This is a genomic window from Vibrio lamellibrachiae (assembly GCF_050337265.1).
Classification (GTDB): Bacteria; Pseudomonadota; Gammaproteobacteria; order Enterobacterales; family Vibrionaceae; genus Vibrio; species Vibrio kyushuensis.
In genome coordinates this window covers 53,512-78,267 of record NZ_JAKJSU010000006.1, presented here as the reverse complement: position 1 = coordinate 78,267, position 24,756 = coordinate 53,512, and the positions used below count along the sequence as shown (strand labels likewise).

The 24,756-nt window shown below is 43.2% G+C and carries 24 protein-coding genes; all 24 read right to left on the bottom strand.

Translation table 11 applies throughout. The annotated features are described in order from the left end of the window. Positions 1-32 precede the first annotated feature (32 nt). The 24 genes from fliJ to nrfB all read right to left on the bottom strand — a co-directional run bounded on the left by fliJ (position 33) and on the right by nrfB (position 24,511). Positions 33-485: a flagellar export protein FliJ gene (gene fliJ / locus L4C54_RS09555; RefSeq protein ID WP_428800797.1), complete on the bottom strand. Its 453-nt coding sequence runs from the start codon at positions 483-485 to the stop codon at positions 33-35. Positions 486-489: 4 nt separating this feature from the next. Continuing rightward, the gene (gene fliI / locus L4C54_RS09550) at positions 490-1,815 is read right to left on the bottom strand and encodes a flagellar protein export ATPase FliI (protein WP_428808010.1); all 1,326 of its coding nucleotides are present in this window, start codon (positions 1,813-1,815) and stop codon (positions 490-492) included. Next, positions 1,815-2,612, bottom strand: a complete 798-nt coding sequence (gene fliH, locus L4C54_RS09545) for a flagellar assembly protein FliH (protein ID WP_428808009.1) — start codon at positions 2,610-2,612, stop codon at positions 1,815-1,817. The genes fliI and fliH overlap by 1 nt, the downstream gene beginning before the upstream one ends. Positions 2,613-2,697: 85 nt before the next feature. Beyond that, positions 2,698-3,750: a flagellar motor switch protein FliG gene (gene fliG / locus L4C54_RS09540; protein WP_428800800.1), complete on the bottom strand. Its 1,053-nt coding sequence runs from the start codon at positions 3,748-3,750 to the stop codon at positions 2,698-2,700. Beyond that, positions 3,743-5,488 carry a flagellar basal-body MS-ring/collar protein FliF gene (gene fliF, locus L4C54_RS09535; protein ID WP_428800801.1) on the bottom strand — a complete coding sequence of 582 codons (1,746 nt, stop codon included), beginning with the start codon at positions 5,486-5,488 and terminating at the stop codon, positions 3,743-3,745. The genes fliG and fliF overlap by 8 nt, the downstream gene beginning before the upstream one ends. Positions 5,489-5,503: 15 nt before the next feature. Beyond that, complete coding sequence (gene fliE / locus L4C54_RS09530; RefSeq protein ID WP_428800802.1) at positions 5,504-5,815, bottom strand: flagellar hook-basal body complex protein FliE; 312 nt, start codon at positions 5,813-5,815, stop codon at positions 5,504-5,506. 95 nt (positions 5,816-5,910) lie between these two features. Further along, positions 5,911-7,317: a sigma-54-dependent transcriptional regulator gene (locus L4C54_RS09525; protein WP_428808008.1), complete on the bottom strand. Its 1,407-nt coding sequence runs from the start codon at positions 7,315-7,317 to the stop codon at positions 5,911-5,913. Beyond that, positions 7,304-8,419, bottom strand: a complete 1,116-nt coding sequence (locus L4C54_RS09520; RefSeq protein WP_428800804.1) for a sensor histidine kinase — start codon at positions 8,417-8,419, stop codon at positions 7,304-7,306. Before L4C54_RS09520 ends, L4C54_RS09525 begins: the two co-directional genes overlap by 14 nt. A 106-nt stretch (positions 8,420-8,525) precedes the next feature. Continuing rightward, entirely contained in the window at positions 8,526-9,998 is a 1,473-nt protein-coding gene (locus L4C54_RS09515) for a sigma-54 dependent transcriptional regulator (protein WP_428800805.1), read from the bottom strand. 228 nt (positions 9,999-10,226) lie between these two features. Next, on the bottom strand, positions 10,227-10,637 hold the full coding sequence (gene fliS / locus L4C54_RS09510) for a flagellar export chaperone FliS (protein WP_428800806.1): 411 nt from the start codon (positions 10,635-10,637) through the stop codon (positions 10,227-10,229). Positions 10,638-10,649: 12 nt separating this feature from the next. Continuing rightward, the gene (locus L4C54_RS09505) at positions 10,650-10,970 is read right to left on the bottom strand and encodes a flagellar protein FliT (protein ID WP_428808007.1); all 321 of its coding nucleotides are present in this window, start codon (positions 10,968-10,970) and stop codon (positions 10,650-10,652) included. Between the two features lie 30 nt (positions 10,971-11,000). After that, positions 11,001-12,989 carry a flagellar filament capping protein FliD gene (fliD, locus tag L4C54_RS09500; RefSeq protein ID WP_428808006.1) on the bottom strand — a complete coding sequence of 663 codons (1,989 nt, stop codon included), beginning with the start codon at positions 12,987-12,989 and terminating at the stop codon, positions 11,001-11,003. 22 nt (positions 12,990-13,011) lie between these two features. Then, positions 13,012-13,440, bottom strand: a complete 429-nt coding sequence (gene flaG, locus L4C54_RS09495; protein ID WP_428800809.1) for a flagellar protein FlaG — start codon at positions 13,438-13,440, stop codon at positions 13,012-13,014. 77 nt (positions 13,441-13,517) lie between these two features. After that, positions 13,518-14,648, bottom strand: coding sequence for a flagellin (locus tag L4C54_RS09490; RefSeq protein WP_428808005.1), 1,131 nt, complete (start codon positions 14,646-14,648; stop codon positions 13,518-13,520). Between the two features lie 430 nt (positions 14,649-15,078). After that, positions 15,079-16,212 carry a flagellin gene (locus tag L4C54_RS09485; protein ID WP_428800811.1) on the bottom strand — a complete coding sequence of 378 codons (1,134 nt, stop codon included), beginning with the start codon at positions 16,210-16,212 and terminating at the stop codon, positions 15,079-15,081. 291 nt (positions 16,213-16,503) lie between these two features. Then, complete coding sequence (locus L4C54_RS09480; RefSeq protein WP_428808004.1) at positions 16,504-17,637, bottom strand: flagellin; 1,134 nt, start codon at positions 17,635-17,637, stop codon at positions 16,504-16,506. 150 nt (positions 17,638-17,787) lie between these two features. Next, positions 17,788-18,690 carry a Dyp-type peroxidase gene (locus tag L4C54_RS09475; RefSeq protein ID WP_428808003.1) on the bottom strand — a complete coding sequence of 301 codons (903 nt, stop codon included), beginning with the start codon at positions 18,688-18,690 and terminating at the stop codon, positions 17,788-17,790. 37 nt (positions 18,691-18,727) lie between these two features. Next, positions 18,728-19,186 carry a DUF2919 domain-containing protein gene (locus L4C54_RS09470; RefSeq protein ID WP_428800814.1) on the bottom strand — a complete coding sequence of 153 codons (459 nt, stop codon included), beginning with the start codon at positions 19,184-19,186 and terminating at the stop codon, positions 18,728-18,730. Positions 19,187-19,310: 124 nt separating this feature from the next. Further along, positions 19,311-19,760 (bottom strand): cytochrome c-type biogenesis protein CcmH, encoded by a 450-nt coding sequence (locus L4C54_RS09465; protein ID WP_428808281.1) that lies wholly within the window; start codon positions 19,758-19,760, stop codon positions 19,311-19,313. After that, a complete protein-coding gene (locus L4C54_RS09460) occupies positions 19,760-20,302 on the bottom strand; it encodes a DsbE family thiol:disulfide interchange protein (RefSeq protein WP_428808002.1) in 543 nt (180 codons plus the stop codon). The genes L4C54_RS09465 and L4C54_RS09460 overlap by 1 nt, the downstream gene beginning before the upstream one ends. Next, positions 20,280-22,238, bottom strand: coding sequence for a heme lyase CcmF/NrfE family subunit (locus L4C54_RS09455; protein ID WP_428808001.1), 1,959 nt, complete (start codon positions 22,236-22,238; stop codon positions 20,280-20,282). The genes L4C54_RS09460 and L4C54_RS09455 overlap by 23 nt, the downstream gene beginning before the upstream one ends. 38 nt (positions 22,239-22,276) lie before the next feature. Continuing rightward, positions 22,277-23,233, bottom strand: coding sequence for a cytochrome c nitrite reductase subunit NrfD (gene nrfD, locus L4C54_RS09450; protein WP_428808000.1), 957 nt, complete (start codon positions 23,231-23,233; stop codon positions 22,277-22,279). Between the two features lie 2 nt (positions 23,234-23,235). Continuing rightward, entirely contained in the window at positions 23,236-23,922 is a 687-nt protein-coding gene (gene nrfC / locus L4C54_RS09445; protein ID WP_428807999.1) for a cytochrome c nitrite reductase Fe-S protein, read from the bottom strand. A gap of 1 nt (position 23,923) precedes the next feature. Continuing rightward, complete coding sequence (gene nrfB, locus L4C54_RS09440) at positions 23,924-24,511, bottom strand: cytochrome c nitrite reductase pentaheme subunit (protein WP_428800819.1); 588 nt, start codon at positions 24,509-24,511, stop codon at positions 23,924-23,926. Between the last annotated feature and the right edge of the window lie 245 nt (positions 24,512-24,756).

Below are 24,756 nucleotides of genomic sequence, written 5' to 3'. Positions count from 1 at the left end.
AGATTTTGCAAGAAATACGCCAAGAGTATTAGTTAAAAGAGATCTCGATGCGATTTATTGCGGTTAAATTGCAATGTCGAAAACTCATCTAATTGTTTTTGTTCTTGGGCGGCTTGCAGTTTCTGCTGTTCAGTCTGTTTTTTTTCCAGTAACCATTCATATGAACGACGCTGTTTACGTACCTCTAACCAATGCTCCTCACAGTTATCTACCTGACTTTTAAAGTGAGATTCGGCTAACTTTTGTTTCGCAAGGGTCTCATCTAACTGAGTCAAAAATCGGTTGAGGTGGCCATATTGGCTGGCTGTTAATCCTTCTTTACCGCGATCAATAAGTTGCTGACAATAATCTAAGCGGTACTTTTCAATCTGAGATAGCTGCTCATAATAATTGTTAAGCTCGAATCGAGCTTGGTTAAGAGCTAAAACCGCTTGGTCTTCTCTGTCTTTTGATTGGCCTAATAAAAATCCTAACGCATTTTCCATAACGCTATGACTCTATCTGAAGAACATTTTTTAGCATCCCAACACACATGGCGTAAGGAACACTCTCTTTCATGCTCTGCTGTAAATATTCATCAAGACGAGGTTTAAGGGTAAAGGCACTATCAATGGCCTGATCCGTCCCTAGTTTATAAGCACCAATAGAGACAAGATCTTGGTTTTTACGACATATAGAGAGTACCTGCCTAACGGCTTTGGACATCAACATATGCTCGTCAGTGGTAATTTGCGGCATAACACGACTGACCGATTTCTCGACATCAATCGCTGGATAGTGCCCAGCATCGGCCATTTCACGCGACAACACTATGTGTCCATCCAAGATAGCTCGAGAGGCATCCGCAATAGGATCCTGTAAATCATCACCTTCAGTTAATACGGTAAAGAAAGCAGTGATTGAGCCTTGATCATCACTACCGTTACCTGCTCGTTCTACTAACGCTGGTAATTTAGCAAATACCGAAGGTGGATAACCTTTGGTTGCTGGCGGTTCTCCAACTGAAAGGGCAATTTCACGCTGTGCTTGGGCAAAACGAGTCAATGAGTCCATCAGCAATAATACGTCTAACCCTTGATCACGAAAGTATTCCGCAACGGTCAACGCAGTTTGGCAACCTTTCAAACGCATCAAAGGCGACGAATCCGCAGGCGCGGCCACTACAACAGATCGCTGTCGACCATCAACACCGAGTATCTCTTCAATAAATTCTTTTACTTCTCGTCCACGCTCACCGATTAGCCCGACTACTACGACTTGCGCCGTTGTACCTCGGGTCATCATGCCAAGCGTCACCGACTTACCAACACCAGAGCCGGCAAATAGACCAATACGTTGACCTTTACCGACAGTCAGTAAACCGTTAATCGCTTTAAGGCCGACATCTAGTGGCTCAGTAATGGGTTTACGTGCTAACGGGTTAATCGGGTCTGCATTAAAAGCGGCGCGTTTTTCTGTGTAGATAGGGCCAAGCCCATCAATAGGATTACCAACACCATCAATAACACGCCCAAGCAGTTCCATACCAACAGACAAACCAACATCGGTTGTCATTGGCGTCACTTTAGCGCCAGGTAAAACACCCGTTATTTGCTCACTTGGCATTAGATAGAGGTTGTCGCCAGAAAAGCCTACAACTTCGGCTTCCATCTGACCGGTCATGGTTTCAACGGTACACAAGCTGCCAATGGGAGCTCGACATCCTGTTGCCTCTAAGGTTAAGCCAACCACTCGTACCAACTTCCCAGAAGCGACGGGTTTACAGCTTACTCCTTGGGTTTTGTACTGATTGAGACGCTCGGCTAACGGAAGCATTACTCACCACCTTGATGACGGTTACTACCACAGAAACTGGCCATTACGTTGCGGATGCGTTCTTCTAATCGATAGTTAACACTCGATTCGCCCGCTTCGATTTGAACATCGCCTCGGTTCAGTGAAGGTTCGTTATGAAGTGTCCAGTTTCTAAAGTCGAGTTCTTTTTCACCGTAAGACTCGCGAATAATATCGGCATCTTCAGGGTGCAACTTAAGTGTAATGGCGTGACCTGATACTGGAAGTGCTTCAACAGATTGCTTCAGAGTATCGAGAATAACTTGAGGGTTGGTTTGAGCTTCAACGTGGACGACCTCTTTGACTAAGATAAGTACCATGTCGACGAGCTGCTTTTCAACTTGAGCGTTCATTAGCTCTAACGGCTGAGCAAACTGATTAGCAAGGGTTACAAAGGTTTGTACTTGAACGTCTATGTGCTCTTGACCAGCAGTAAGCCCTTCTGATTTACCAAGTTCGATACCTTCGCTACGGCCTTCTTCTAGACCTTGCAGTTTGCCTTTTTCATAGCCTTCTTTAAAGCCCGCTTCCTGGCCTTGTAACAAGCCTTCTTGATAAGCGGCCTGTTTGATTTTTTCAATATCTTCATCGGTAAGTTGCAGTGGTTCTTCTTCGACAGGCTCTTCAAAATTAGGCACCCAACTAGGGTCGTAATTCATCGCTGTATCTTTAGCGTGCTTATTAACCTCAGCCCCGTAGTCAGGCAGCCCCCACTTCTTAGGCTGAGCGACTGAATCATCATCAAGGCGTAAAAAGCCCCGTTTTCTTTCACCTGACATGGGAAACCTTAATTATATATGTGCGTTGATACTGCTTATCTGTTCTGTCTTAAAGAGCGTTCACTTGGGTTCGATGAGAGTCCGATTATAAGAACTCGTCAGCACCACCTGAGAGCATGATTTCACCGTTGTCCGCCATACGACGTGCAATCGCCAAGATTTCTTTCTGCGCCGCTTCTACGTCAGAGACTTTAACCGGAGCCATGGCTTCCAGATCATCTTTCATCATCTCAGCTGCACGTTTCGACATGTTCTTGAAGATCTTATCTCGCAAGGCATCATCAGCACCTTTAAGCGACTTTTGAAGTACATCTTGAGGCACATCGCGTAGCAATTTCTGAATACCTTGATCATCAACTTCAATAAGATTTTCAAAGACAAACATAAGATCTTGAATCTGCGTCGCCATGTCTTCATCTTGATCACGAATTTGATCAATCAAGATACCTTCAACATTGGTATCCATGTAGTTCATGATTTCAGCAGCGGCTTTCAGGCCACCAATTTTGGCGGCTTGGGCACCAGCTTGACCCGCAAACTGTTTCTCCATGATTTCGTTCAACTCAGCCAATGCCGATGGTTGAACTTCTTCAAGGTTGGCGATTCGCATCATAAGATCTAATCGGTCACGCTCAGCAAATTGAGATAAAATTTCTGCCGACTGATCGGCTTCAAGATATGACAATACAATGGTTTGAATCTGAGGGTGCTCATTGATAATGATGCTGGCTACTTGGCGAGGGTCCATCCATTTCAATGAATCCAGACCTTTAGAACCGGTACCAAGCAGAATTTGATCCACAAGGTTATTGGCTTTGTCTTCACCAAGTGCAGCCACTAATGCATTACGCATGAAGTCTTCGCTGCCCATACCGATATTCGTGTATTTTTGGATATCTTCTAAGAAAGCTCGGTGAACAGCACCAACCTTCTCTTGGCTAAGGTCTGACGCCTTAGCCATGGCGCTACCAACGCGTTGAACCTGCTTCGGCTCTAAATGACGAATAATACCTGCTGCATCATCTTCATTCAGACTCAAAAGAAGAATTGCAGCTTTTTCATCACCGGTAATTGTTGAGATATCGACGGTTTCTTCATCACCGCCAGCCCCATCTTGAGGCACAACTTCGTTAGGCATCTTCCATCCAGTTCTTCACAACTTGAGCTGCGAGCTCAGGTTCATTAGCCACTAATGCACGAACTGCTTTGAGTACATCTTCATCTTTATGGAGGTTAGGTAAGTCAATGCTCGAACCAAATTCAAACAGTTCACCGCCTTCTATATCTCCACCAATTAAGCTTGTCTCACCATCGGCGCCAATTGGCATGCCGTCAGGCCCGTACAATCCTTCATCTTCATCAGCCGCAGGGTTGAGTAGTTTTTTCATTGCAGGGCGAACTAGTACTAAGATCACTACAACAATAACGAGCGCACTAGCAAACCAACGTATCCAATCATTAAAGTTAGGATGCTCCCAGATAGGGACATCTGCAATACTTTCCATTTCAGGCTGGGCAAAATTCATACTAAGAACATTTAGCAGGTCGCCACGCCCTTCATTAAATCCAACCGCGCCAATTAAAACCTGGCGAATTGAGTTAAGGTCACTCTCACTTAACGAAGTATAAGTCGTCTCACCCGTATCAGGGTTAACCGATGAGCTATTCTTAATTGCAACAGCGACGGTTTGGCGATTAATGGTGCCAGCTTGGCGACGTTCGTGGCTAATGGTGGTGTCTAATTCAAAGTTTCGCGTCGCTTCTTTATGTACTGAGCCTTGCCCTAGCAGCGAGCCATCTTTCATCTGCGCAACATCTTGAGGTATAGATGCATCTGCTGGCGGTTGATTACTTAACGCTCCCGGAATACCAGCAACAACATTTCCGTTATTGTAATCTTCGAGTGTGTATTCACTACGAGTTGCTGGGGTATTGGGATCGAATTGTTTACGAGTCTGTTCAATGGCGCTGAAATCAAGTTCAATATCAACCTGTGCGGTATAGTTTCCAAATCCGAGAATAGGGATTAAGACCGAGTCAATTTTCTCACGCATCGCTTGTTCTTGCTTGCGCTCTAATTCATGTTCTTTACGACGCGCTGCTGATGCAGGATCTTGTGAACCTGAACTTAACAATCGTCCGTGCTGGTCAGTGACGGTAACACGTGTCGGTTTCATGCCGGGTACTGCGCTTCCCACCATATCAACAATTGAGTCAACTTCACCTTGTCTTAGCTGAGTGCCCGTTCTTAGCGTCAAGAATACCGATGCTGAAGCCTCTTGATTGTGACGAACAAACACACTTTGTTTTGGCAGAGCAAGCAAAACACGCGCTTTGCGTACTTGCTTCATCTCTTCTATCGCTTTCGAAAGCTGACGTTCGCGGCTTAATTTTAATCGCTCTAACTCTAAACGCTGTGAAACACCAAAACCCATATCTTGTAATAAGATTTCGTCTCCAGCGTGACGCTGCTGGTTTAAACCTGCTCGTGCAAGATTAAGCTTTAAATTACTGTAGTTGGCGACAGGCACCATGATGGTATTACCATCTAACGAATAATCTTGCTTTTGTTGGTCTAAGTAATCTAAGACGGGAATAAGCTCATCGGTCTCATAAGCACCAAGCGGGCGCATTTCTGGCTCTTTTACCCAGAAAAAAAGCATAACAATGAGTGCGACACAGATGGATATGGAAAGAACCAGTACGACTTGGCGAAGTAGGTCTAAATCGCCAATGGCCATATCAAATTTTGATGAGCTTTTTTCGTCTAAATCTGGATTCTGCTCTTGCATGTCAAGATCAGAACTGGCGACCATAGAATGACTGTCTGCAGAGTCCGTTAGCGCTAAGTCTGTGTTTTGATTATCGTCGGCCACGTTAATTTACCTAATTTATACTGGCATGTTCATGAGTTCTTTGTATGACTCAACGAGTTTGTTACGTATTTGAATAGTGGCCTCAAAAGCAACACTAGATTTGTTTCGAGCAATCATGACATCAGACAGTGAGACGTCTTCATCACCACGGTCAAAACGCATTTGCATGTTGCCCGACGTCTTCTGTAGCCCATTTACGTTATTGAGCGCCTTGGTCAACATGTCACTAAAATCAGCACCTACAGACTGCCCTGTAGCGGTTGGTTTTGTGTTTGTGGCTTCAAGCTTTAACGCTTGCATTTCGCCTTGTAGACCATCGACTCTCATAACAACCTCAAATGCCAATTCTTTGACTCATGTTAATTCTTATCTAAAAGCAGCAATAAATATGCCATAATTTTTGTACTTGATTTCACGTTGTTTTAGCCAGGAACGTCAATCCCTGCGTCGCGCATTTTAGCAAGCTTATAACGTAGTGTTCTTGGGCTAATCCCTAGCTTTTCCGCCATCTCTTTACGGCGTCCATTGCACTCAACTAACGTGTCTAAAATAATGCTGTACTCTTGGTCGCGAAGTTCACCACCTAACCCCGATGGCTGTGTCGAAGTCGCTAACGGCGAGTCAACCTGAGCAACGGGTTTAATTGTTGGCGCTGCCGTCCCTGTTTCTACGGCATGCTGTAGACCACTTGCGTCCTGCCAATCAATACCCTCAAGTAAAATGTGTTCGCCAGTAATATTTTGATTATCACTAAGAATCAGTGCTCGCTGTACCACATTATCAAGCTCCCGGACATTTCCAGGCCATGTGTAGTGCAGCAACTTAGAAATCGCTTCAGCATTAAAGTGAGGAACAGGGATACCCAATTTTTTACAGTGTCGTTCAACTAAGTGCTGAGCTAAAGGTTCTATATCACCCGTTCTCTCACATAGTGCAGGCCATGTAATTGGAAAAACATTAAGACGATAATATAAATCCTCTCGGAAATTACCCTCTTGAACATACAGTTTTAAGTCTCGGTTACTGGTTGCAAGAACTCGGACGTCCAGTTGAATACTCTTACGGCTGCCTAAGCGTTCAACTTCTCGCTCTTGAATAACACGCAGTAATTTCGCCTGTAGGTTTAGGTCCATCTCGCTGATTTCATCGAGCAAGATTGTGCCACCTTGTGCTTGTTCAAATTTACCCGGACAAGCTTGAACAGCCCCAGTAAACGCACCTTTTTCATAGCCAAATAGTGTTGCTTCGAGCATGTTGTCAGGAATCGCTGCGCAGTTGATTGCGACAAACGCGCCATCTTTACGAGTTGATGCGTTATGAATATAGCGCGACATCACCTCTTTTCCTGAGCCACTTGGACCAAGTACCATCACGTTTGCGTCTGTTTTCGCCACTTTGTCTGCAAGCGCTAACAGTTTAAGGCTCTTTTCATCGGCTACAATCGCATCACCGTTGTCGTCAGATTTTACCGGAGCGTAACGGCTGACCATATTAAGTAGAACTTCAGGTGCGAAGGGTTTTGCCATGTAATCAATGGCACCGTCTTTCATGGCTGATACAGCATCTTCGATATTGGCATAAGCCGTCATCAAAAGAACTGGAAGATTTGGCCAATGCTGTTTGATGTTGCGTAGAAGCGCTAAACCACCCATTCCTGCCATCTGTACGTCAGAGACAACAATATCAATAGAGTTTGATTTAAGCTTAACTAAGGCATCTTCTGCACTGTCTGCTTCTAGCCATTCATAACCCGCTAATGCAAGCGTATCGACCAAAGCTTCGCGTAGACCTTCATCGTCTTCTACAATCAAGACTTTACTTTGAGCCATTGTTATTCTCCGTTATTTGTCTCTGCTTATCAGAAACGGTCTCTTGCGTATCAGAAACCATCGTTTGACCGTCCGAGGCACTATTTTGTAATGGCAGGCACATAGTAAAGCATGCACCGTCACCCTGTTCTGAGATAAGCTCTAACGTTCCGTCATGAGCACGACAAACCATTTGTACCACAGCCAGTCCAAGACCAGTTCCCTGAGAGCGAGTGGTAAAAAAAGGTTCCATAATTTTGCTTTGCAGCTCTTTAGGTACGCCTGGTCCACTATCTTGAACCGAAATTTTTAGCATGCCTTTTACTGGGCGAAAGAACACATCCACTTGAGCGCTCTTACCACTAATTTGAATCGCATTTAACACCAGATTACTTAATGCGGATGCGATTGCATTTGCATTGCCTAGAAGAGCAGTGTGTTCTTCTTCCACTTCTAAGTGATAATCGATTTGATTGTTCTTTAATGCAGTCTCAACCATTGGGTTGAATTCTGTAACCAACTCACCAATCGTAAATGGCTTTACAACTTTGTTATCACCACCTTTAGCAAACAGAAGCATATCGTTCACTTGCTTCTCTAAGTCATGCAATCTGTCCATCAATTTGGATTGAAAACGATCTTTGGTTGCAGGAGGAAGGTTAGGAGCCCCTAAATTCGACGCATAAAGCATCGCGCTTGATAGTGGCGTTCGTACTTGGTGTGCCAAAGAGGCTACCATTTTACCCAATGACGATAACCGCTGGAGATCACCAATACGCGATTGAAGTAACCGGGTTTCAGTAAGATCAGTGATTAAGATAAGTTGGCCGGTATGCGAAGCAGAAATTGCTAATCTCACCTTGCGTCCATTCCGTAATGAAATCTCGTGACCATCATCTTCACGAGGTGAGAATGCCGTTTGAATAACGGTGAACCACTTTTCTCCAATCAATGAGACTTCAAGTAATTTTTGAGCTTCAGGATTAGCTTCACGCACAACACCTTGAGTATCTAATAGAATGACACCCGCAGGCATCACGTCTAACACTTGTTTATAGCGTTCGACCTGATCTTCTAGTGTTCCTAAATGCGATTGATGTTCAGTGATCTCTGGTGTTTGCATGTCGACTTTCTGCCAATAAAACTACAATAGCCTAACATGCAATTAGCACGCCAGGCTATTATCTTTATATATCAACACGTTAGTTTAATGCCAACTTATTGACAGACTATCGTTGCAGGTTGTACTTCCGCATTTTCTCAACCAGTGTTGTTCGTCTCATGCCAAGCATATCGGCCGCTCTAGCGACGACGCCGCTCTGGGCATCTAATGCTTGGTTGATCATGTTAACTTCAAGTTCTGCAAGAAGCTCCTTGAGGTTAAGACCTTCAGGTGGCAGAGATTGCGGTGCATGATCATGCGTGTGATCGGCAAAGCCATCGGCTGAATCTAAACTAAAGTCTTCTGAGAAAATATCGGCTAAAACGTCACGTTCCTGTTCTTCAATGGAAGCAAAACTTGATTGCTCCGGTTGAAACTCTGGAATGTCGCTATAGCGATATTTGGTTGGAAGATGGTTAACGTCCACTAAACTATTCGGGTACAGAATAATCATTCTTTCAATCAAATTCGCAAGCTCACGAACATTACCTGGCCAATCATGTTCCATCAGCGAGTTTATCGATCTCGGTGTAAAGCAAATGGGCTGACCGCCTTCTGCTTCCATTCGCGTCATTAACTCTTGAAGTAGCAGCGGAATATCATCTTTACGGTCTTTTAACGCTGGCATTTCGATTGGAAACACATTTAAGCGGTAATAAAGATCTTCACGAAATGACTCAGCGTCAATCATGCCTTCGAGATTTCGGTGCGTTGCTGCAACCACTCTTACATTAACTTTAATGGTGGTATTTCCACCGACGCGCTCGAAACAACGTTCTTGAAGAACACGAAGTAGCTTAACCTGCATCGGCATTGGCATATCGCCAATTTCATCTAAAAAGAGTGTGCCACCTTCAGCAAGTTCAAAACGCCCTTTTCTTGAAGTGATCGCGCCAGTAAATGCGCCTTTTTCATGACCAAACAGTTCACTTTCCAATAAATCAGGTGGAATAGCACCACAGTTAATCGGCACAAATGGGCCATTTCGGCGAGTTGAATGGTAGTGGATGTTACGTGCAACAACCTCTTTACCCGTCCCTGATTCTCCAAGGATGAGTACATTGGCTTCGGTGTCAGAAACTTGCTCAATTAGGTGCCTAACCTCTTGAATGCCCAGGCTTTGCCCAACTAAACTACGAAATAACGTATTTTTCCTTGAAGCAGCGGAGGTCTGGACTCCCTTTCGACCAAGGAAATCTTTGCAATGCCTGAGGGCTTCACTCAGTTGAGGATAGTTAAGTGGAAACTCCAACTCTCCAATATATTGAGGATAATCGTCGACTGGATAAGATTGTTTACCCGCGACTAATAGTGGAATATGGTGAGCAGTTGATAGCTTTTGACTCAAGCTCGAAGGCAGTACTTGTCCTTGTAAAGAACCAATGATGCATCCTGCTGCAAACTTAGACCAATCGAGATCTTCGATTTGATCTGACGTCACTACTTCACACTGTTCTCCGACGAATTCTAAAATATTACTCAGATTGATTCGCACTTGTGCGTCATCTTCGATCACAAGTATTTTTGCTAAACCATGCATAGGTGAGAATGATTGCCTTCATTTTGATAAGTTGGTGGCTAAGTCTAATAGTCCGGAAACAAGGCGCTTACTTTGATAAGAGCTACTATAACGATAGACAATTTATATAAATCAGCAACAAAAAAAGCCACTACAATACTGTAAGTGGCTTCTATTTTATTTGATTAAAAAAATAAGGCAACTAAGCAATTACTTGTTGTGAGGTTAATGTCATCTTTTACTTAGTAATTACATGCCAACGTCAGAGGCAGTTAAATTATGATATTCAGCCGGAATTTGGTCCCATGCTGACTTAATTTCACGAATAATGTCGATAACATCGTCGATTGGCTGCGGATCATTTTTGTGATTTGCGGCCGAAATCTGAGTGATCATGAACTCATATAACTGGTCCAAGTTTTTTGCAACGTCTCCGCCATCACTCATCGATAAGCAGCTTCTTAAGCTAATAATGATGTCCAATGCCTTGCCTAAACGCTCCCCTTTCACTGGGATGTTTCCTTGCTGCATTGCGGCTTTACCTTGAATCAGTCGCTCAATGGCACCGGCCATTAGCATCTGTACAATCTTATGCGGTGACGCTGCACTTAATTGACTGTCTACTGATACTTTTTTGTATGCCTGTAATGAACCACGCATAGCTTTCCTCTTCTATAAAAACTTCTTGTACTGTTGAACAGACTTATTACCGTAGCGGTATTTTTTAAGGGCATTGCCGATCTGCATTGTTTCTGATTGCATTAAACCGACAACCCGTTTGGTCTGTTCAACCAAAGAGAGCCAATCTTCTGACTCAGCAAAACTCGGATTTTCTTTTATATAGTTTAAGATATTTTGCAATATCTGTTCCCTTTTATCGACCAGTCCAACGATTTCTCCAGCATCAAAGTCATCTTTCTGTAAAATCGCTGTGATTTGGTGATCGATATCACGTATTTCTGTTGTTACAACCATCACATCTGCTAGAACCATCGTGGAAACCTATAGGGTCATGCTCAATTATCAACCTAGAGCATTCATCATACCAGCCAGCTGATACTGCATCTTGCTAGTTGAATCTTGCATACTGGCAAACTTGGAGTGGGTTCGTTTCTCAAGACCATCCATCCGGCGATCGAGTGCCGCTTGATCATCGACTAAGCGGTAATTTCTCTCCACTAAGCTCTGCTCACGTGTTCTTATTGTCCCCGTTGCATTCGTCATACTATGAATGGCATCTTCGACTTTTTTAGCAAATCCTTGGTTACCACCAAAGAAGTCACCTAACTTAGTAAAGTTGTTGTTGAGCTGGCGATCAAGCATATTGTAGTTAATTTCTAACGTACCTTGCCTAGTGGTGGTAATACCAAATTCGGTCAAGCTTTTTAGCTCATCAGGTGCAGGCTCAATACTTGATGAGAACACCGACTTTAACCTTGAATCAGCACTTCGGATGATGCTGTCACCAGCCAGTGGCCCACCTTGCCCGGTACGCGGGTCAACTCCACCTAGCTCTTTACTGGTCTGATAAAACTGGTTATAGGCTGCGACAAACTGCTCAATGTCTTCTCGAACACCTTGTCTATCATATTCAATGTCAATTTCAGCGGGTGCTTTACCCACTTCAGACTTGCCTTTAACGGTAAGATCAACACCTTCTATCGCGTTTTCAATGACATTGTTGTGACTAGAGAGTTGAGCGACACCATCAAGCATCACTTTAGAGTCTTGGGCCGCTTGAACTTGAGTCATGCCGACGTAGGTATCAAACGCATTTTGAGCCGATATCAAATCAGCATCTGCTTGATCGACACGTTCTAAATAAGCACGCTCTTCTGGCGTCAGCTTGGCTCGTTCTAGTTGCTTCGCTCGTTCAGGTGTCATTTCACCGGAAGCAACGGCACGTTCGATAGAAGCTTTTTCAGCCGCTAACTTACGGTCAAGCGCTTGTTTTGCTTCTTTAGGTGTGACGTAAGAATCGGTTAGTGTACCTGATGCACTGTTGCTCCAGCCTGGAACATCTGGTGCTTTCTCAAGTGCTTTAGCATCAAGCTCAGGTGCAGGTTCGTAATAGGAATCGAGGAGCGTACCAGAGGCTGTTTCCGTCCATCCTGGAATACGGTCCTGAGGTTTTTGGTATTTGTTGGCGTCAGCTGCTGCTGCGATAGCATCTTTGGATAATTCATTACCCGCAGTACCGGCTTTTTCAGCATTAGGGTCAGCTGAAATGGCGGCTTCAGAAGCTTCTTCTGCTAATTCTTCATCGACGCCCTTTGCCGCATCACTGATCTTTTCAGCGACTTTTTGCGCAAACTTTTGTTCAAGTGGTGAAAGCGGGCTAATCAATTGCTGAGCAGCTGAACGTGCTTTTTCTAAATCTTTAACACGTTCTTCGAGGGTTTTATATTCAAGCTTATTAAGTGGGTCATGTAAGCCCGCTTGTGCTGAAATCTTGATAGCATTGTCATGTCCTGAAAGGTTTGATGCGACAATGAGTCTTGGGCCTTCCATGTCATTGATAACCGAGGCACGTACGCCTGGATTACTTTTATTACCGTTTATTTCACGTACGACATCGACCAACGTAGCGTTTTCTTTTACATCGATGGTGAAGTCATCTTTACCCAGTTGAATCTGCAGCTTACCAGGGCCAAATTTGTCATCTGGTGATAACACATCAGATGCCACTTTATGACTCTGCGCAAGCTGCAACACATCGATAGCATACCTACCAGCCATTGCTTCCGTGTTTGCGGTTGCAGCGACGACACTTTCATTCGTAGTGCCGACAGTTCTTGCTGCAAACGCTTTATTCTGACGAAAGCTAGCCATTAGGTCTTTCATCGTATCCAGCGACTCTTTGAGTCGACCATAGGCACTAATACTAGCATCAATATTAGTCCGCTCATTATCAATACGTTGCTGCTTAGGCATACGCTCTGCATTGACAATTTTGCTGACCATAGAATTGATATCCATGCCAGTATTCATCCCCATAGGGCCTAAACTCATTAAATCACCTCAAAAAACACGATTATACCTTGTCAATAACCAACCCTGATGAGTAGCGGGCGGCTTGATCTCGAAGGCGGCGTAACACCTCTAGCATCTCCTCTTCCGGTATCTGACGAATAATATCACCAGTACTGGCCTCATAGATGGTAACAACGTCCCTTCCTGATTGTTCATCAACACGGAAGGATAAACCAGTATTAATAGAGGAGATAAAGTCATTCATCTGCTCTACCATCATTTCACGCTCTTGCTTGTTAAGCTTTTCTCGCTGTTTTACCAGCTCGATTGTTGCTTCAACAGATTGAACATGCCTTCGATTTATTTCTGACGCTTTATTACCCTCCGTTCGGGAGGAAACGTTCGGGGCACCATTGTTTTCTGAAGCAAGTTTAATGCCACTATTTGAGCCGTAAGGCTGGATGTTCGATGTGTTGGATGATATTTCCATAACAATCTCCCCTCCACCTTATAGGTTGGTAACCATACAGTCACCTTTCCCAATAAGCTCCTGACGAAACCTACCGATCAACCTAACAAGCTAAGAGCTGCAGATGGTGACTGCTTCGCCTGAGCTAGCACTGACGTACTCGCTTGTTGCAGTATTTGCGATTTCGTCATTTGCGTTGTTTCTTTTGCGTAATCGGTATCTTGAATACGGCTTCGAGAGGCATTTACGTTCTCGTTGATGTTATCCAAGTTACTGATCGCATGTCCAAATCTATTTTGGAATGCACCTAAAGATGCACGCTGACTATCAACCGCTTTTAACGCGCCATCAATCACCGAAACACCTTCTTGTGAACCAGCAACAGTTGTTACGTTAACATCTGCTACGGTCACATCTTTTGCTGCACCAAAACCTATTTCACCACCTAGGGCGCCACCAATGGCTACGTCACCAGAAACCTTTTGGCTAGACGCGTACAATTGAAGTTTGCCCTCTTCCCCAACGGAAGCTTTGACATCCTCACTTTGACCATTAATGTAAGTGGCAAGCTGCTCCATATCATCACCTTGTTTGGCATTGATAGTGAGTGCTTTTGCTACCCCGTTTTGATCATTATAGTTCAGTGTGAGATCCGTTGCTGCATCTACTTTCCAGTCAGATGTTTGACCGTTTGTAGCCACATAGCTTTTACCGCCCATGGTCATCGTATCTGAACGCATATTCCCCATGCTGAGCATGACCGCTTCACCAGAACCAGCGCCAATTTGAAACGATTGATTACCAAACGAACCATTAAGCAGTTTATTACCACCAAACGAGGTTGTTTCAGCAATACGGTTTAACTCGTTATTTAGGGCTGAGACTTCTTCTTGAATCGCTACTCGCTCTGAACGAGAGTTAGAACCATTTGAAGATTGAAGGGAAAGATCACGCATACGTTGCAAGATATTGGTGGTTTCATTCATTGCCCCTTCTGCTGTCTGAGCAATCGAAATACCATCATTGGCATTTTTTACCGCCATGTCTAAGCCACGACTTTGCGAGGTTAAACGGTTGGAAATTTGAAGACCTGCCGCATCATCCCTGGCACTATTTATCTTGTAACCGGACGATAGGCGTTCCATCGACTTTTGAGTCCCGTCAGCAGCACCATTTAGATAGCGCTGCGCGGTCATCGCCGACACATTTGTGTTTACGTTAATTGCCATTGTTGATCTCCTTCGGCATTTAGGTTGATGCGCCGTCGTGTCTCTCACCTCACTTTGACGCATCTCATTTCTCTCAGTCCTGTAACGGCCAAGGGCAAATAAGCTTTAGGAAATATTTAATTATTTTTTGATTTAATTTTGTACAAAATAAAAATGTGAGCAATAACAAATAAATAAAAACATATGCAACTAAAAACTGGCAGTATTACAATTTTCGGCTATAAGCCAATATTTGCCGAATATATAGAAACGATAAATATCTAAAGCTGTAACATAACAAAAACTAACTTTAGCTAAATACAAAAAAAATCCAGCCTAAGCTGGATTTTGGATTGCTCATTTAAGAGCTACTTTGAGAATTCTTTCTAGAGACTAGATGGAACCCTAAAGCTAAATCTATTCTAAAACCAAATGTATTCTAAAACTTGGTTTAGCCTAATAGGCTAAGCGCAGAGTTTGGCGCTTGTTTCGCTTGAGCAAGAATTGAGCTTGATGCTTGCGAAAGAATTTGTGTTTTAGTGAGTGCCGTTGTTTCTTTAGCAAAGTCTGTATCTTTGATTCGGCTCTTAGACGCATTTACGTTTTCGTTGATGTTATCTAAGTTGCTGATTGCATGGTCGAAACGGTTTTGGAATGCACCTAGCTCAGCACGGTGACTATCTACAAAGTTCAATGCAGTATCGATGATAGCTACTGACTCTTGTGCGCCACCTACAGAAGTAACATCAATATCATTTACAGTTACTGCTTGACCAGGTTGGAAACCTAGCTCACCAGAGAGTGCACCACCAAATGCGACATCACCTTCTACTTTGTTTGCGCCAGCTAACATTTGTAGTTGGCCGTCTTCATTTACTGAAGCTTTAATGAAATCTTGTTGACCGTTAATGTAAGTCGCAAGTTGCTCAATATCATCGCCTTCTTTAGCATTGATAGTTAGCGCCTGATCTTGACCAAAGTTATCTTTGAATGTCATTGTCAAATCGCTGCCGCCAGCTTGTACTGACCAGTCTTTGTCTTGACCGTTAGCCGTTTGGTAGCTTGTGCCGCCCATTCCTGCATTATCACTACGCATGTTGTTAAGAGACAACATTACTGCTTCACCGTTGTCTGCACCAATTTGGAAAGACTTAGTATCAAACGTGCCGTTTAGCAGTTTATTACCACCAAATGACGTGGTTTCTGCGATACGGTTTAGCTCGTTGTTAAGCGCACTAACTTCTTCTTGAATTGCTACACGCTCAGATTTTGAGTTAGAGCCATTTGCAGATTGTAGAGATAGGTCACGCATACGTTGCAGAATGTTTGTAGTCTCATTCATTGCACCTTCAGCGGTTTGAGCAATTGAAATACCGTCGTTTGCATTACGTACCGCAACATCAAGACCACGACTTTGAACATTCAAACGGTTTGAGATTTGAAGGCCAGCAGCGTCATCTTTTGCGCTGTTGATCTTGAAGCCAGATGATAGGCGTTCCATTGACGTTTGTTGTGCGTTGTTCGCGCTGTTTAGGTAACGCTGTGCTGTCATTGCTGATACGTTAGTATTTACGTTCACTGCCATGGTATATCTCCAATTGATTCTTCGATGGTTCAGGTTTCCGATGTCTCGAAAAACCAAGCTGTTCTTTTAAAGTTACTTTTATTAACGGCACCCTTTTCCAAACCTTGAGAATATTTTTACGTTTTTTATAAAAAAAATGCTTTTGAGATACAAATCGTGATATATCGTTCAAATTATGAACATATCGATGATTTTTACTAAAGGATTGCCTATCTCTGCCGATGATTTCGCGCTCATCATTAAGAGACAGTTTTTTATTGGAACGGAATAGATAAGGAAAGAAACTGTAGATTAACCTAATAGCGTAAGCGCTAAGTTAGGCTGCTGTTTAGCTTGAGCTAAAATTGAAGTACTCACTTGTTGGAGGATTTGTTGCTTAACCATTTGCGTGGTTTCTTTCGCATAATCTGTATCTTTAATACGACTATTGGAAGCGGCTAGATTTTCATGAACGTTATCTAGGTTGTTAATCGCATGACCAAACCGATTTTGCATCGCCCCCAGTTCAGCTCGGTGACTATCGACATATTCTAGTGCGGTATCAATGATAGACACTGCTCGCTGCGCGCCACCCACATCAGTAATGTCAACATTATCAACCGCTTCGTAGCCAACCAACGACAGCTGCAGCTCTGATGCAAGCTCACCTGAAAAGGCGATAGTTCCTGATGTTTCTTTTCCAGACATATAAATTTGAAGCTGGCCTTCATCATTCACTGATGCAGAGACCGCGTTAGTTTGCCCATTAATGTAGGTCGCTAGCTGCTCTATGTCATCACCAGTTTTGGCGTCGATCTGAATGGTCTGCAGATCACCAATGGCATCGGTATACTGCATACTGAGTGTTTGTGACCCTTGGCTCACTTGCCAATTTGAATCAGCCTTTCCTGCGGCAAGGTAACTAAAGCCACCCATCCTTAATTCGTCAGAGCGCATTGAGTTTAACGAGACTTGTACTGCTTCACCTGAGCTAGCACCAATTTGAAAAGCAGACTCTCCAAACGAGCCATTTAGTAACTTTCGACCACCAAAAGAGGTCGTTTCAGCGATTCTGTTCAATTCAGCATTTAAAGCACTCATTTCTTCTTGTAATGCAATTCGTTCTGACTTGCTGTTAGAACCATTTGCGGACTGCAACGAAAGATCACGCATTCTCTGAAGTAAGTTGGTCGACTCTTGCATCGCACCTTCTGCTGTCTGCATAATCGAAATACCATCATTGGCGTTTCGAACTGCAACATCGAGACCGCGCATTTGAGACTCAAGACGATTTGAGATTTGCAGACCAGCAGCATCATCTTTGGCACTATTAATACGACTCCCCGAAGCCAAACGCTCAAGAGATTGGTTCAGCATGTTCGTCGCATTGCCTAAATGGCGCTGCGCAGTCAGTGCTGAAACATTGGTATTAACCGTTATTGCCATAAATCCCTCTGTTAAAACAACGTATTGATGACACGTGTTTAAGCTGATTTGCTAAAGATAAATCACTGCCTCTTTATTTATCGGTCATTTGTAGGGAATCTTTAACAAAAAAACGGGCACAAGGCCCGTTTTTTCATTAACTTAAAAAGATTACTTAACTGCTAATTCCTGCAACATCTCAGCAGAAGGCGCGAAGAAGTAAGCACCGGTTACCGCTTTAGTAAAACGAAGCAGTTGATCCGTTTTGCCATCTGTTTCGCCATACATGCTTTCAAGCATCACTTTAAAGTTATGGATGCGATTACAGTAAGCAATAAATAGAAGCCCATGCTCACCACTAGCACTACCATAAGGTAGGCTGTGACGCACAATTTTCACCGCCTTACCCTCTTCTTTAATGTCTACTCTGCCAACGTGAGAGGCGGCAGGAACATCGTCTAGCTCAATTGAATCAGGCTTAGTACGGCCAACCACTTTCTCTTGCGCAGCCACATTTAATCGGTGCCATGACGGTAAGTCGTGTACAAAGCGCTGCACCATTACATAACTACCACCCGCAAATTCTCCCTGAGGAATTATAGCGACCTCTTGGCGAACTTCATTTTTCGGATTTTCAGTACCATCTACGAAGTCTGTCATATCGCGAGAGTCTAAGTAACGGTAACCATTGGTTTCATCTACTACATCAACATCTTGAGTAATATCAGCCAACAGCTTTCTTAGAACATAGAAGTGCAAGTCATGGCGGTTTGAATGACAGTGGATGAGTACATCTACATCACTACTTGGGGCTGTAATATCACCGCTACCTAGCGTTGGAAAATCAATAAGCTCACTTGGCGTCGATTGATTCAACTGTGACCATAGTGAGTGAGTAAAAGCGACAGACACCGATAATTTTGCTTCTGGCTGAGCATCATTAACACTATCAACTAATGCAGGAAGCGCCTTGAGATGACCCAATACAGCTGCTGTATTTTGTTTGATTTTTAATAACGTATATTGTGCAAATGGACCTGCTTCTGGCAGGATTGCACTTTGTGGTTGCGACATTAACTCGTCCTCATATTTCGAATTCTTATTAGCTTTCTTATTGCAGTGAAGGGATACGAAGGCTATCTCTCACACTACGACTATTTATTAAGTAAATAGCAAACCATAACAGTAGCATTAGGGTGATACCGTTTGCCCAACTAAACGCACCATATTCAAGATGAACATGGTACAAAGTCAAAGCGAGCTGAGCACATACTGTTACCAGTGTAATGTACCTGCCCCAGCTTACAATTTTATTGACCCAGTTCCGTTCTAGGTTACGTAAGCCAATTAACCACATGAAAATGATGCTTGGTATTCCCATAGCCAACCCGACATACAACGTCGTTTGGTCTGGATAGACAATACCAAGGATTTTAGCACCACTTTCACGACTTGCTCCAGCAACCACAAAAACAACCCAGGCTTTAGCCAATAAAATCCAACCTAGCCAAAGCCAAATTGGAGCTTTTAAAAATCCATTTTTATCATGTTGTTCAACCGAATAACGCACGAATCTGCTTACTGCTTATAACTAACTTTGCGTCACTTTACCGTAAATAGAAGCGCATGTGATCGTCTATTAACAAAATCTAGCAAAAATAAGGAGTCTTAAATGAGATTATTTGGGTATATGTTTAGGGTCTGTTGACCCTACTATCACCCTTGTTAATTGAGCGATACGAAAAATATCCAAACAATATAAGCAAGAGCACAGGTAGCCCCCACAGGATTGCATTCTTAACCGTTTTTTGGGGGTTATATAGAACAAACTCACCATAGCGAGCCGTCATAAACTCAATCACCTCCTGCTCACTTTGCCCTTCATTGATCTTTTTGAATACAATCAAGCGCAAGTCTTTCGCAATCGGAGAATTTGATTCAACCAGATTTTGGTTCTGACATTGAGGGCAACGTAAAGACTTGGCGAGATTAACCGCGACGATTTGCTGCTCTAGGGAGTGAAACTCAAACAGTTCAACAAGCTCAGAGGCTTCTTTAGTCGGTGCAGAAAAAACCGCCTGCGTGTCGGCTATGGCGGCGTAGGTAGGAGAAAGGAATAGCAATACAAAGCAAAAAATACGAATCAAAGTGATCTCTCTTCATCAAAGTACGAACTAAAATGCTTTTGCCACACAAGTTCTGTTAATCGACCAATGTGCTTTTTTACAATCATACCTTCATTATTCACTAGGTAGGTTTCTGGCGTACCCACAACACCGAGGTCAATAGCTAATCGACCTTTAGGATCGAATATCACATCACTAAATGGATTACCGTCATCTATTAAGTACTGCTGGGCTGCTCGCATATCATCACGATAATTCAAGCCGATAACAGGCACACCTTGTTGACTTAAACTCAATAGATAACTGTGTTCACTTCGGCAAACGCCACACCACGTTGCCCAAACATTTACGATTTGGTGTCCCCGGCCTATCATCACTTGTTCAGTTATCGTTTTATCACCAACGACCAGATCAACTGAACTAAAGCTAGGGAAGTTTCGAACGGCACCTTCAACAACCTTAGAGTTACTTTGATTGAAGATACTGACTATCGTTATGATCGCGAAGCTAAAGACAACTATCGTTAAGATGATTAAATTACGTAACTTGGACTTGCTCATGTTGCTCTACTCGTGTTTTTTTTGATGACATCATCGCCACAACCCCGCCTAACATCATCATAAATGTACCAAACCAAACCCAGCGAATATACGCTTTGTACTGTATTTTTACCGCATAGCTATTACTACTTAATTTCTCACCTAGGGTGACGTAAATATCACCATGCCAAAAAATTTTGATCGCAGGCTCACTCATATTCATAACACGCACGGGATAATGACGACGTTCTGGTGAAACAGTAAATGACCGTCCATTTTGGTGAATCAACTCTATCTCAGCGCGCTCAGCGGTATAGTTAGGCCCAACAACCCAGTGAGTGTCATGATAAATAACCTGCCACTGCTGGAAGTCAAACTGAGTCTCACTAGACAGCTTTCGCCCTAATTCATGTGAGTGCTCACTATTCATTACCGCACCAATACATGAAATGGCTATGCCGACATGAGCCAATAGCGAAGCAAATTGATTTAATTTAAATCCAGCGGCAATGAACGTATATACGTGGCTCGCGATAACCCATATTGCCAGTATCCAAACTAACCATACAACACCTTTAATCTGTGTAACAAATAACTGCTCAGTCTGTAGTTGAGGATACTGAACTAGAGAAAGAAGCCCCACATAGCACACACTGCCCAATAGCAGAGATAACCCAGTAATAAATAAGCACTGTCTTAGCGTAACGTAATGACCTTTATACCACTTCAATAACGGACCGATACCCATGGCAACAAGAGATAACAGTGTAATGGGTAATATCAGCGTGTTAAAATAAGGGGCACCAACAGAAATGCTGCCTAGGCCAAAAAGCTCATACAGCATCGGATAAAAAGTGCCAAGAAACACGGTAAACGTAGTAACAACTAACAGCCCAATCGCGACATAAAGAAGATAGCTACGACTGACTAATGCTCGAACCGGCTGACTCGAAATTGCATCGAACTTGAAGACCAATAAACCTAACGAACCAATCAGTGCGGTTACTAAAATGAGCAGTAGAGCGATACCTTTACCTGGGTCAACTGCAAACGCATGAACAGATGTGAGCACCCCTGATCGAACAATAAATGTACCAAGAATACTAAAACAGAATGTCGAGATGGCGAGCCCGATTGCCCAACGATGAAACATTTTGTATCGATGTGCAGCTAGATGTGCGTGAAGTAGCGCAGTACCCGTTAACCAGGGTAACAGTGACGCATTTTCAACGGGATCCCAGAACCACCAACCTCCCCAGCCAAGCTCGTAATAGGCCCACCACGAACCTAATACAATTCCACCAGTTAAGAATACCCAAGAAACCAGTGTGAAATTACGACTCAAAGTTAACCATTCGACATCGAACTTTTCGCGCATCATTGATGCACACGCAAAAGCCAGCACTGTGGCATAGCCAATGTAACCGAGATAAAGAAGAGGTGGGTGGAATATCAATCCGACATCTTGCAGCATCGGATTAAGATCACGACCTTCGCTCATGAACTCTAAAGATGGCGCGTATGGATTTGACGCGAGTAAGGTAAACCAAGAAAAAGCGGCGATCAACAAGTTCATCAGCCAAAGCACATCGCTTATATATTGAGATCGAACTTGCTTAATAAAGGATATAACGGTTGCCCAACAACACAGTGTCATCACCCAAAATAGCATGGACCCTTGATGCCCACCCCAAATGGCCGCTATTTTGAAGAAGATAGGAAGTTGAGAATTTGAATGAGAAGCAACGTATTCAAGACCAAACTGGTCCGTCACAAACGCTGCTCCTAATAAGAGCAAACTTGATAAAGAGAGTAAGCCATTAAGTCGTGTTATTGGTAGCATCAAAGCATGTGTCTCTTGCTTATACCACCAACGCTCTACTACGTAATAAAATGCTAAAACTGAACTTAATACTGTAACCAAAAGTAGTGTTACAAAGCCTAACTCTCCTACCATTCTTATCCTTTTGACCTCATCGCTATAATGAAAACAATCTAGACGACTGTCATTTGTCCTGCATAGAGGATAAACGTTCTGAGCATTAACACACCCACTAAGCTCAAGGTCGTTACAACTAGTATAAAGCCGCTGTTATGGCGAACTTCCTTCGGTGTTACTGCATTAAGCACTAGTGGTAAAATCATGCCCACTAGAATAACACCAATCCAGAACCATTTAGCCCAAAACCCACTCCCAATAGCATTCCAGGCTGCAAGCTCTGCTTGACCACCACTAAAGATAAGGCCAGTGAAGAAAGTAACAAGAACAAACAGTTCAAACAGTACAACAGGACGTTCAAAACCATGTACCCAACTAACACTAGGGCTGTTCATTGGCTCTTTAAACACCAAGATGCCAAACAGCAGACATGCCGCTGCACCTGATGACAAACTAGAGAACAAGAATAAGATCGGTAAGACCGGATTATTGAGCATTGGAAAGGTTTGAAGTGCTGATAACAAGAAGCCGGTATAGGCGGCTAGGGTAACCGCTAAGATACCAAGAAATACTTCGATTGCATTTTCGAATCTTCCTAACTTCAGTAATATTCCATCAACAAAATCAAACTTGCCTTGTAGCAAGCCTACGATTTGTTTTCTGAAAATAATGCCTATCCAAGCAAACAGTACCGCCATGTAGATGTTAAACAACATCACACCCATCGACATAACTGACGTCGGATTATAGAAAATCATGATCTTCCAGAAATCTAACGGTTTTGTTAGATGGAAAACCAAAATAGTTAAGCCTACAACGATACCAAATGGCGCCAGAAAAGCGGTTGCCTTCATGATTCCATTGTCAGCAGAATCTCCTTCTATAACCTTCCTTTTTAAATAAATAGAGATCATTACTGCGCCAGCTGACATACCAGCTAAGAACAGATAGATTGCTATGATCCAATCCCATACAACCGTACCAGATTGAAATGCGGTAGCCCATGCACTCATGATCAAACCTCCCCTTTCTTATTCGGTATTTTGTATAGCTTAGGCTTCGTACCTAGGTGTAACTTGTCTCGATAAACAACCTCATTGTTGATCAACTTACTGATTTCACTCGCAGGGTCGTTAAGATCGCCAAAGGTTAAAGCGTTCGTAGGGCAAGATTCCACACACGCAGGTAATTTACCTTGTGCAAGATTAGTATCGCGACAGAAATTACATTTATCTGCTGAACCGTTTTCAGGATGGAAGAATCGAACTTGGTAAGGACACGCTAACAGGCAGTAGCCACAACCAACACACTTCTCTTGGTGAACATCGACAATACCGGTTTTTTCATCTTTATAGGCTGCACCCGTTGGGCAAACCATCACGCAAGGGGCGTTATCACAGTGTTGACAAGAATTACGTGTAAAGCGGTATTCAACGTCAGGAAATTCACCTTTCGGCTCACTGCGAACAATCTCTAAGCGAGACACACCTTCAGGAACCTTATTCACTTCGCGACACGCATCTGTACAGGCAGTACAACCGATACAAGCGTTTTCATCATGCACCATGCCATAAAGCTTAGTGCCATCTTGTTCAACGTTAGCCAACGTTTTTCGGCTACTTAGCGTGGCCGTTCCTGCTATACCAGTAGTAACAATTACCGCACCAGCGCCAGTTAAGAAGTTTCGTCTAGAACAGCTCATACTACTTCTCCTCTTCTTTTTGGTTAAAATCAGAGTGGCAATCCACACACATTTGGATTTTTTCTTTACGTTCTATTCCTAGAACTTTAGCCTTCTTAGCATGAACATCGTGGCAATTTGAGCAGGTAAGGTTTTTAGCGTGAACATCGTGTGTCCAACTCTTATCTTGTAACTTTTTAGGGGTATGACAATCAATACATTCACTGTTAGCCTTCAAAATCAGTTCAGGATCTTGAAAAACCTTATCCGTACCTTGTTTAGATTGTGCGCTGGAGTATTTGATGACTTCTGGGGCACCTTCACGGTGATCCGGACTTATACTGTTATGACATTCCGTACAGTTGACTTCACGACCAAGAATCTTGTGCGCGTCCTCTCCATGGGAACCCGATAATGTCTCTTTTGAATCCTTATGACATTGGACACATTTATAGTCCTTGTCACGGATAAGCGTAACTTCATGTCGACCTGACGTATCTTCAGACTGCAAGGTTGAAGTATCGGCAACGGCATGAAGAGAATAACCATAGAGGCAGAATGCAAGAATAGACTTTAGCATTATGACTATGGCCAACTTTATATTGCCCATTTTATCCTTTCCTTATATCAGCGCTAATACAGGAACTGGTTATTAAAAACGATAATCATACTGTTAAGTGATAATTAAATGCTAATAATAACTATTCGCAACCATTATTTACTGATCAAATTTAACGTCTTCCAGAGTTATAAAAAACAAACCCTAAATGATATCAATTCTTATTTCGGAATAAGCCACAACGCTATATTGTTTATACTACGCGCCTGCCTATTTAGAGGTAGGGTGTTAGTTCA

What these genes read in the sequence shown, in the direction of transcription:
- L4C54_RS09475 (WP_428808003.1), bottom strand. Translation starts at nt 18,690, where the DNA reads ATGTCGCAACCACAAAGTGCAATCCTGCCAGAAGCAGGTCCATTTGCA.
- L4C54_RS09480 (WP_428808004.1), bottom strand. Translation starts at nt 17,637, where the DNA reads ATGGCAATAACGGTTAATACCAATGTTTCAGCACTGACTGCGCAGCGC.
- L4C54_RS09455 (WP_428808001.1), bottom strand. Translation starts at nt 22,238, where the DNA reads ATGGTAGGAGAGTTAGGCTTTGTAACACTACTTTTGGTTACAGTATTA.
- fliH (WP_428808009.1), bottom strand. Translation starts at nt 2,612, where the DNA reads ATGTCAGGTGAAAGAAAACGGGGCTTTTTACGCCTTGATGATGATTCA.
- L4C54_RS09490 (WP_428808005.1), bottom strand. Translation starts at nt 14,648, where the DNA reads ATGGCAATTAACGTAAACACAAATGTGTCGGCGATGACCGCGCAGCGC.
- nrfD (WP_428808000.1), bottom strand. Translation starts at nt 23,233, where the DNA reads ATGAGTGCATGGGCTACCGCATTTCAATCTGGTACGGTTGTATGGGAT.
- nrfB (WP_428800819.1), bottom strand. Translation starts at nt 24,511, where the DNA reads ATGGGCAATATAAAGTTGGCCATAGTCATAATGCTAAAGTCTATTCTT.
- fliD (WP_428808006.1), bottom strand. Translation starts at nt 12,989, where the DNA reads ATGAGTTTAGGCCCTATGGGGATGAATACTGGCATGGATATCAATTCT.
- L4C54_RS09525 (WP_428808008.1), bottom strand. Translation starts at nt 7,317, where the DNA reads ATGGCTCAAAGTAAAGTCTTGATTGTAGAAGACGATGAAGGTCTACGC.
- fliJ (WP_428800797.1), bottom strand. Translation starts at nt 485, where the DNA reads ATGGAAAATGCGTTAGGATTTTTATTAGGCCAATCAAAAGACAGAGAA.
- nrfC (WP_428807999.1), bottom strand. Translation starts at nt 23,922, where the DNA reads ATGAGCTGTTCTAGACGAAACTTCTTAACTGGCGCTGGTGCGGTAATT.
- L4C54_RS09505 (WP_428808007.1), bottom strand. Translation starts at nt 10,970, where the DNA reads ATGGTTCTAGCAGATGTGATGGTTGTAACAACAGAAATACGTGATATC.
- fliG (WP_428800800.1), bottom strand. Translation starts at nt 3,750, where the DNA reads ATGCCTAACGAAGTTGTGCCTCAAGATGGGGCTGGCGGTGATGAAGAA.
- fliI (WP_428808010.1), bottom strand. Translation starts at nt 1,815, where the DNA reads ATGCTTCCGTTAGCCGAGCGTCTCAATCAGTACAAAACCCAAGGAGTA.
- L4C54_RS09485 (WP_428800811.1), bottom strand. Translation starts at nt 16,212, where the DNA reads ATGGCAGTGAACGTAAATACTAACGTATCAGCAATGACAGCACAGCGT.
- L4C54_RS09520 (WP_428800804.1), bottom strand. Translation starts at nt 8,419, where the DNA reads ATGCAAACACCAGAGATCACTGAACATCAATCGCATTTAGGAACACTA.
- fliE (WP_428800802.1), bottom strand. Translation starts at nt 5,815, where the DNA reads ATGAGAGTCGATGGTCTACAAGGCGAAATGCAAGCGTTAAAGCTTGAA.
- flaG (WP_428800809.1), bottom strand. Translation starts at nt 13,440, where the DNA reads ATGGAAATATCATCCAACACATCGAACATCCAGCCTTACGGCTCAAAT.
- L4C54_RS09460 (WP_428808002.1), bottom strand. Translation starts at nt 20,302, where the DNA reads ATGAGCAAGTCCAAGTTACGTAATTTAATCATCTTAACGATAGTTGTC.
- L4C54_RS09515 (WP_428800805.1), bottom strand. Translation starts at nt 9,998, where the DNA reads ATGCATGGTTTAGCAAAAATACTTGTGATCGAAGATGACGCACAAGTG.
- fliS (WP_428800806.1), bottom strand. Translation starts at nt 10,637, where the DNA reads ATGCGTGGTTCATTACAGGCATACAAAAAAGTATCAGTAGACAGTCAA.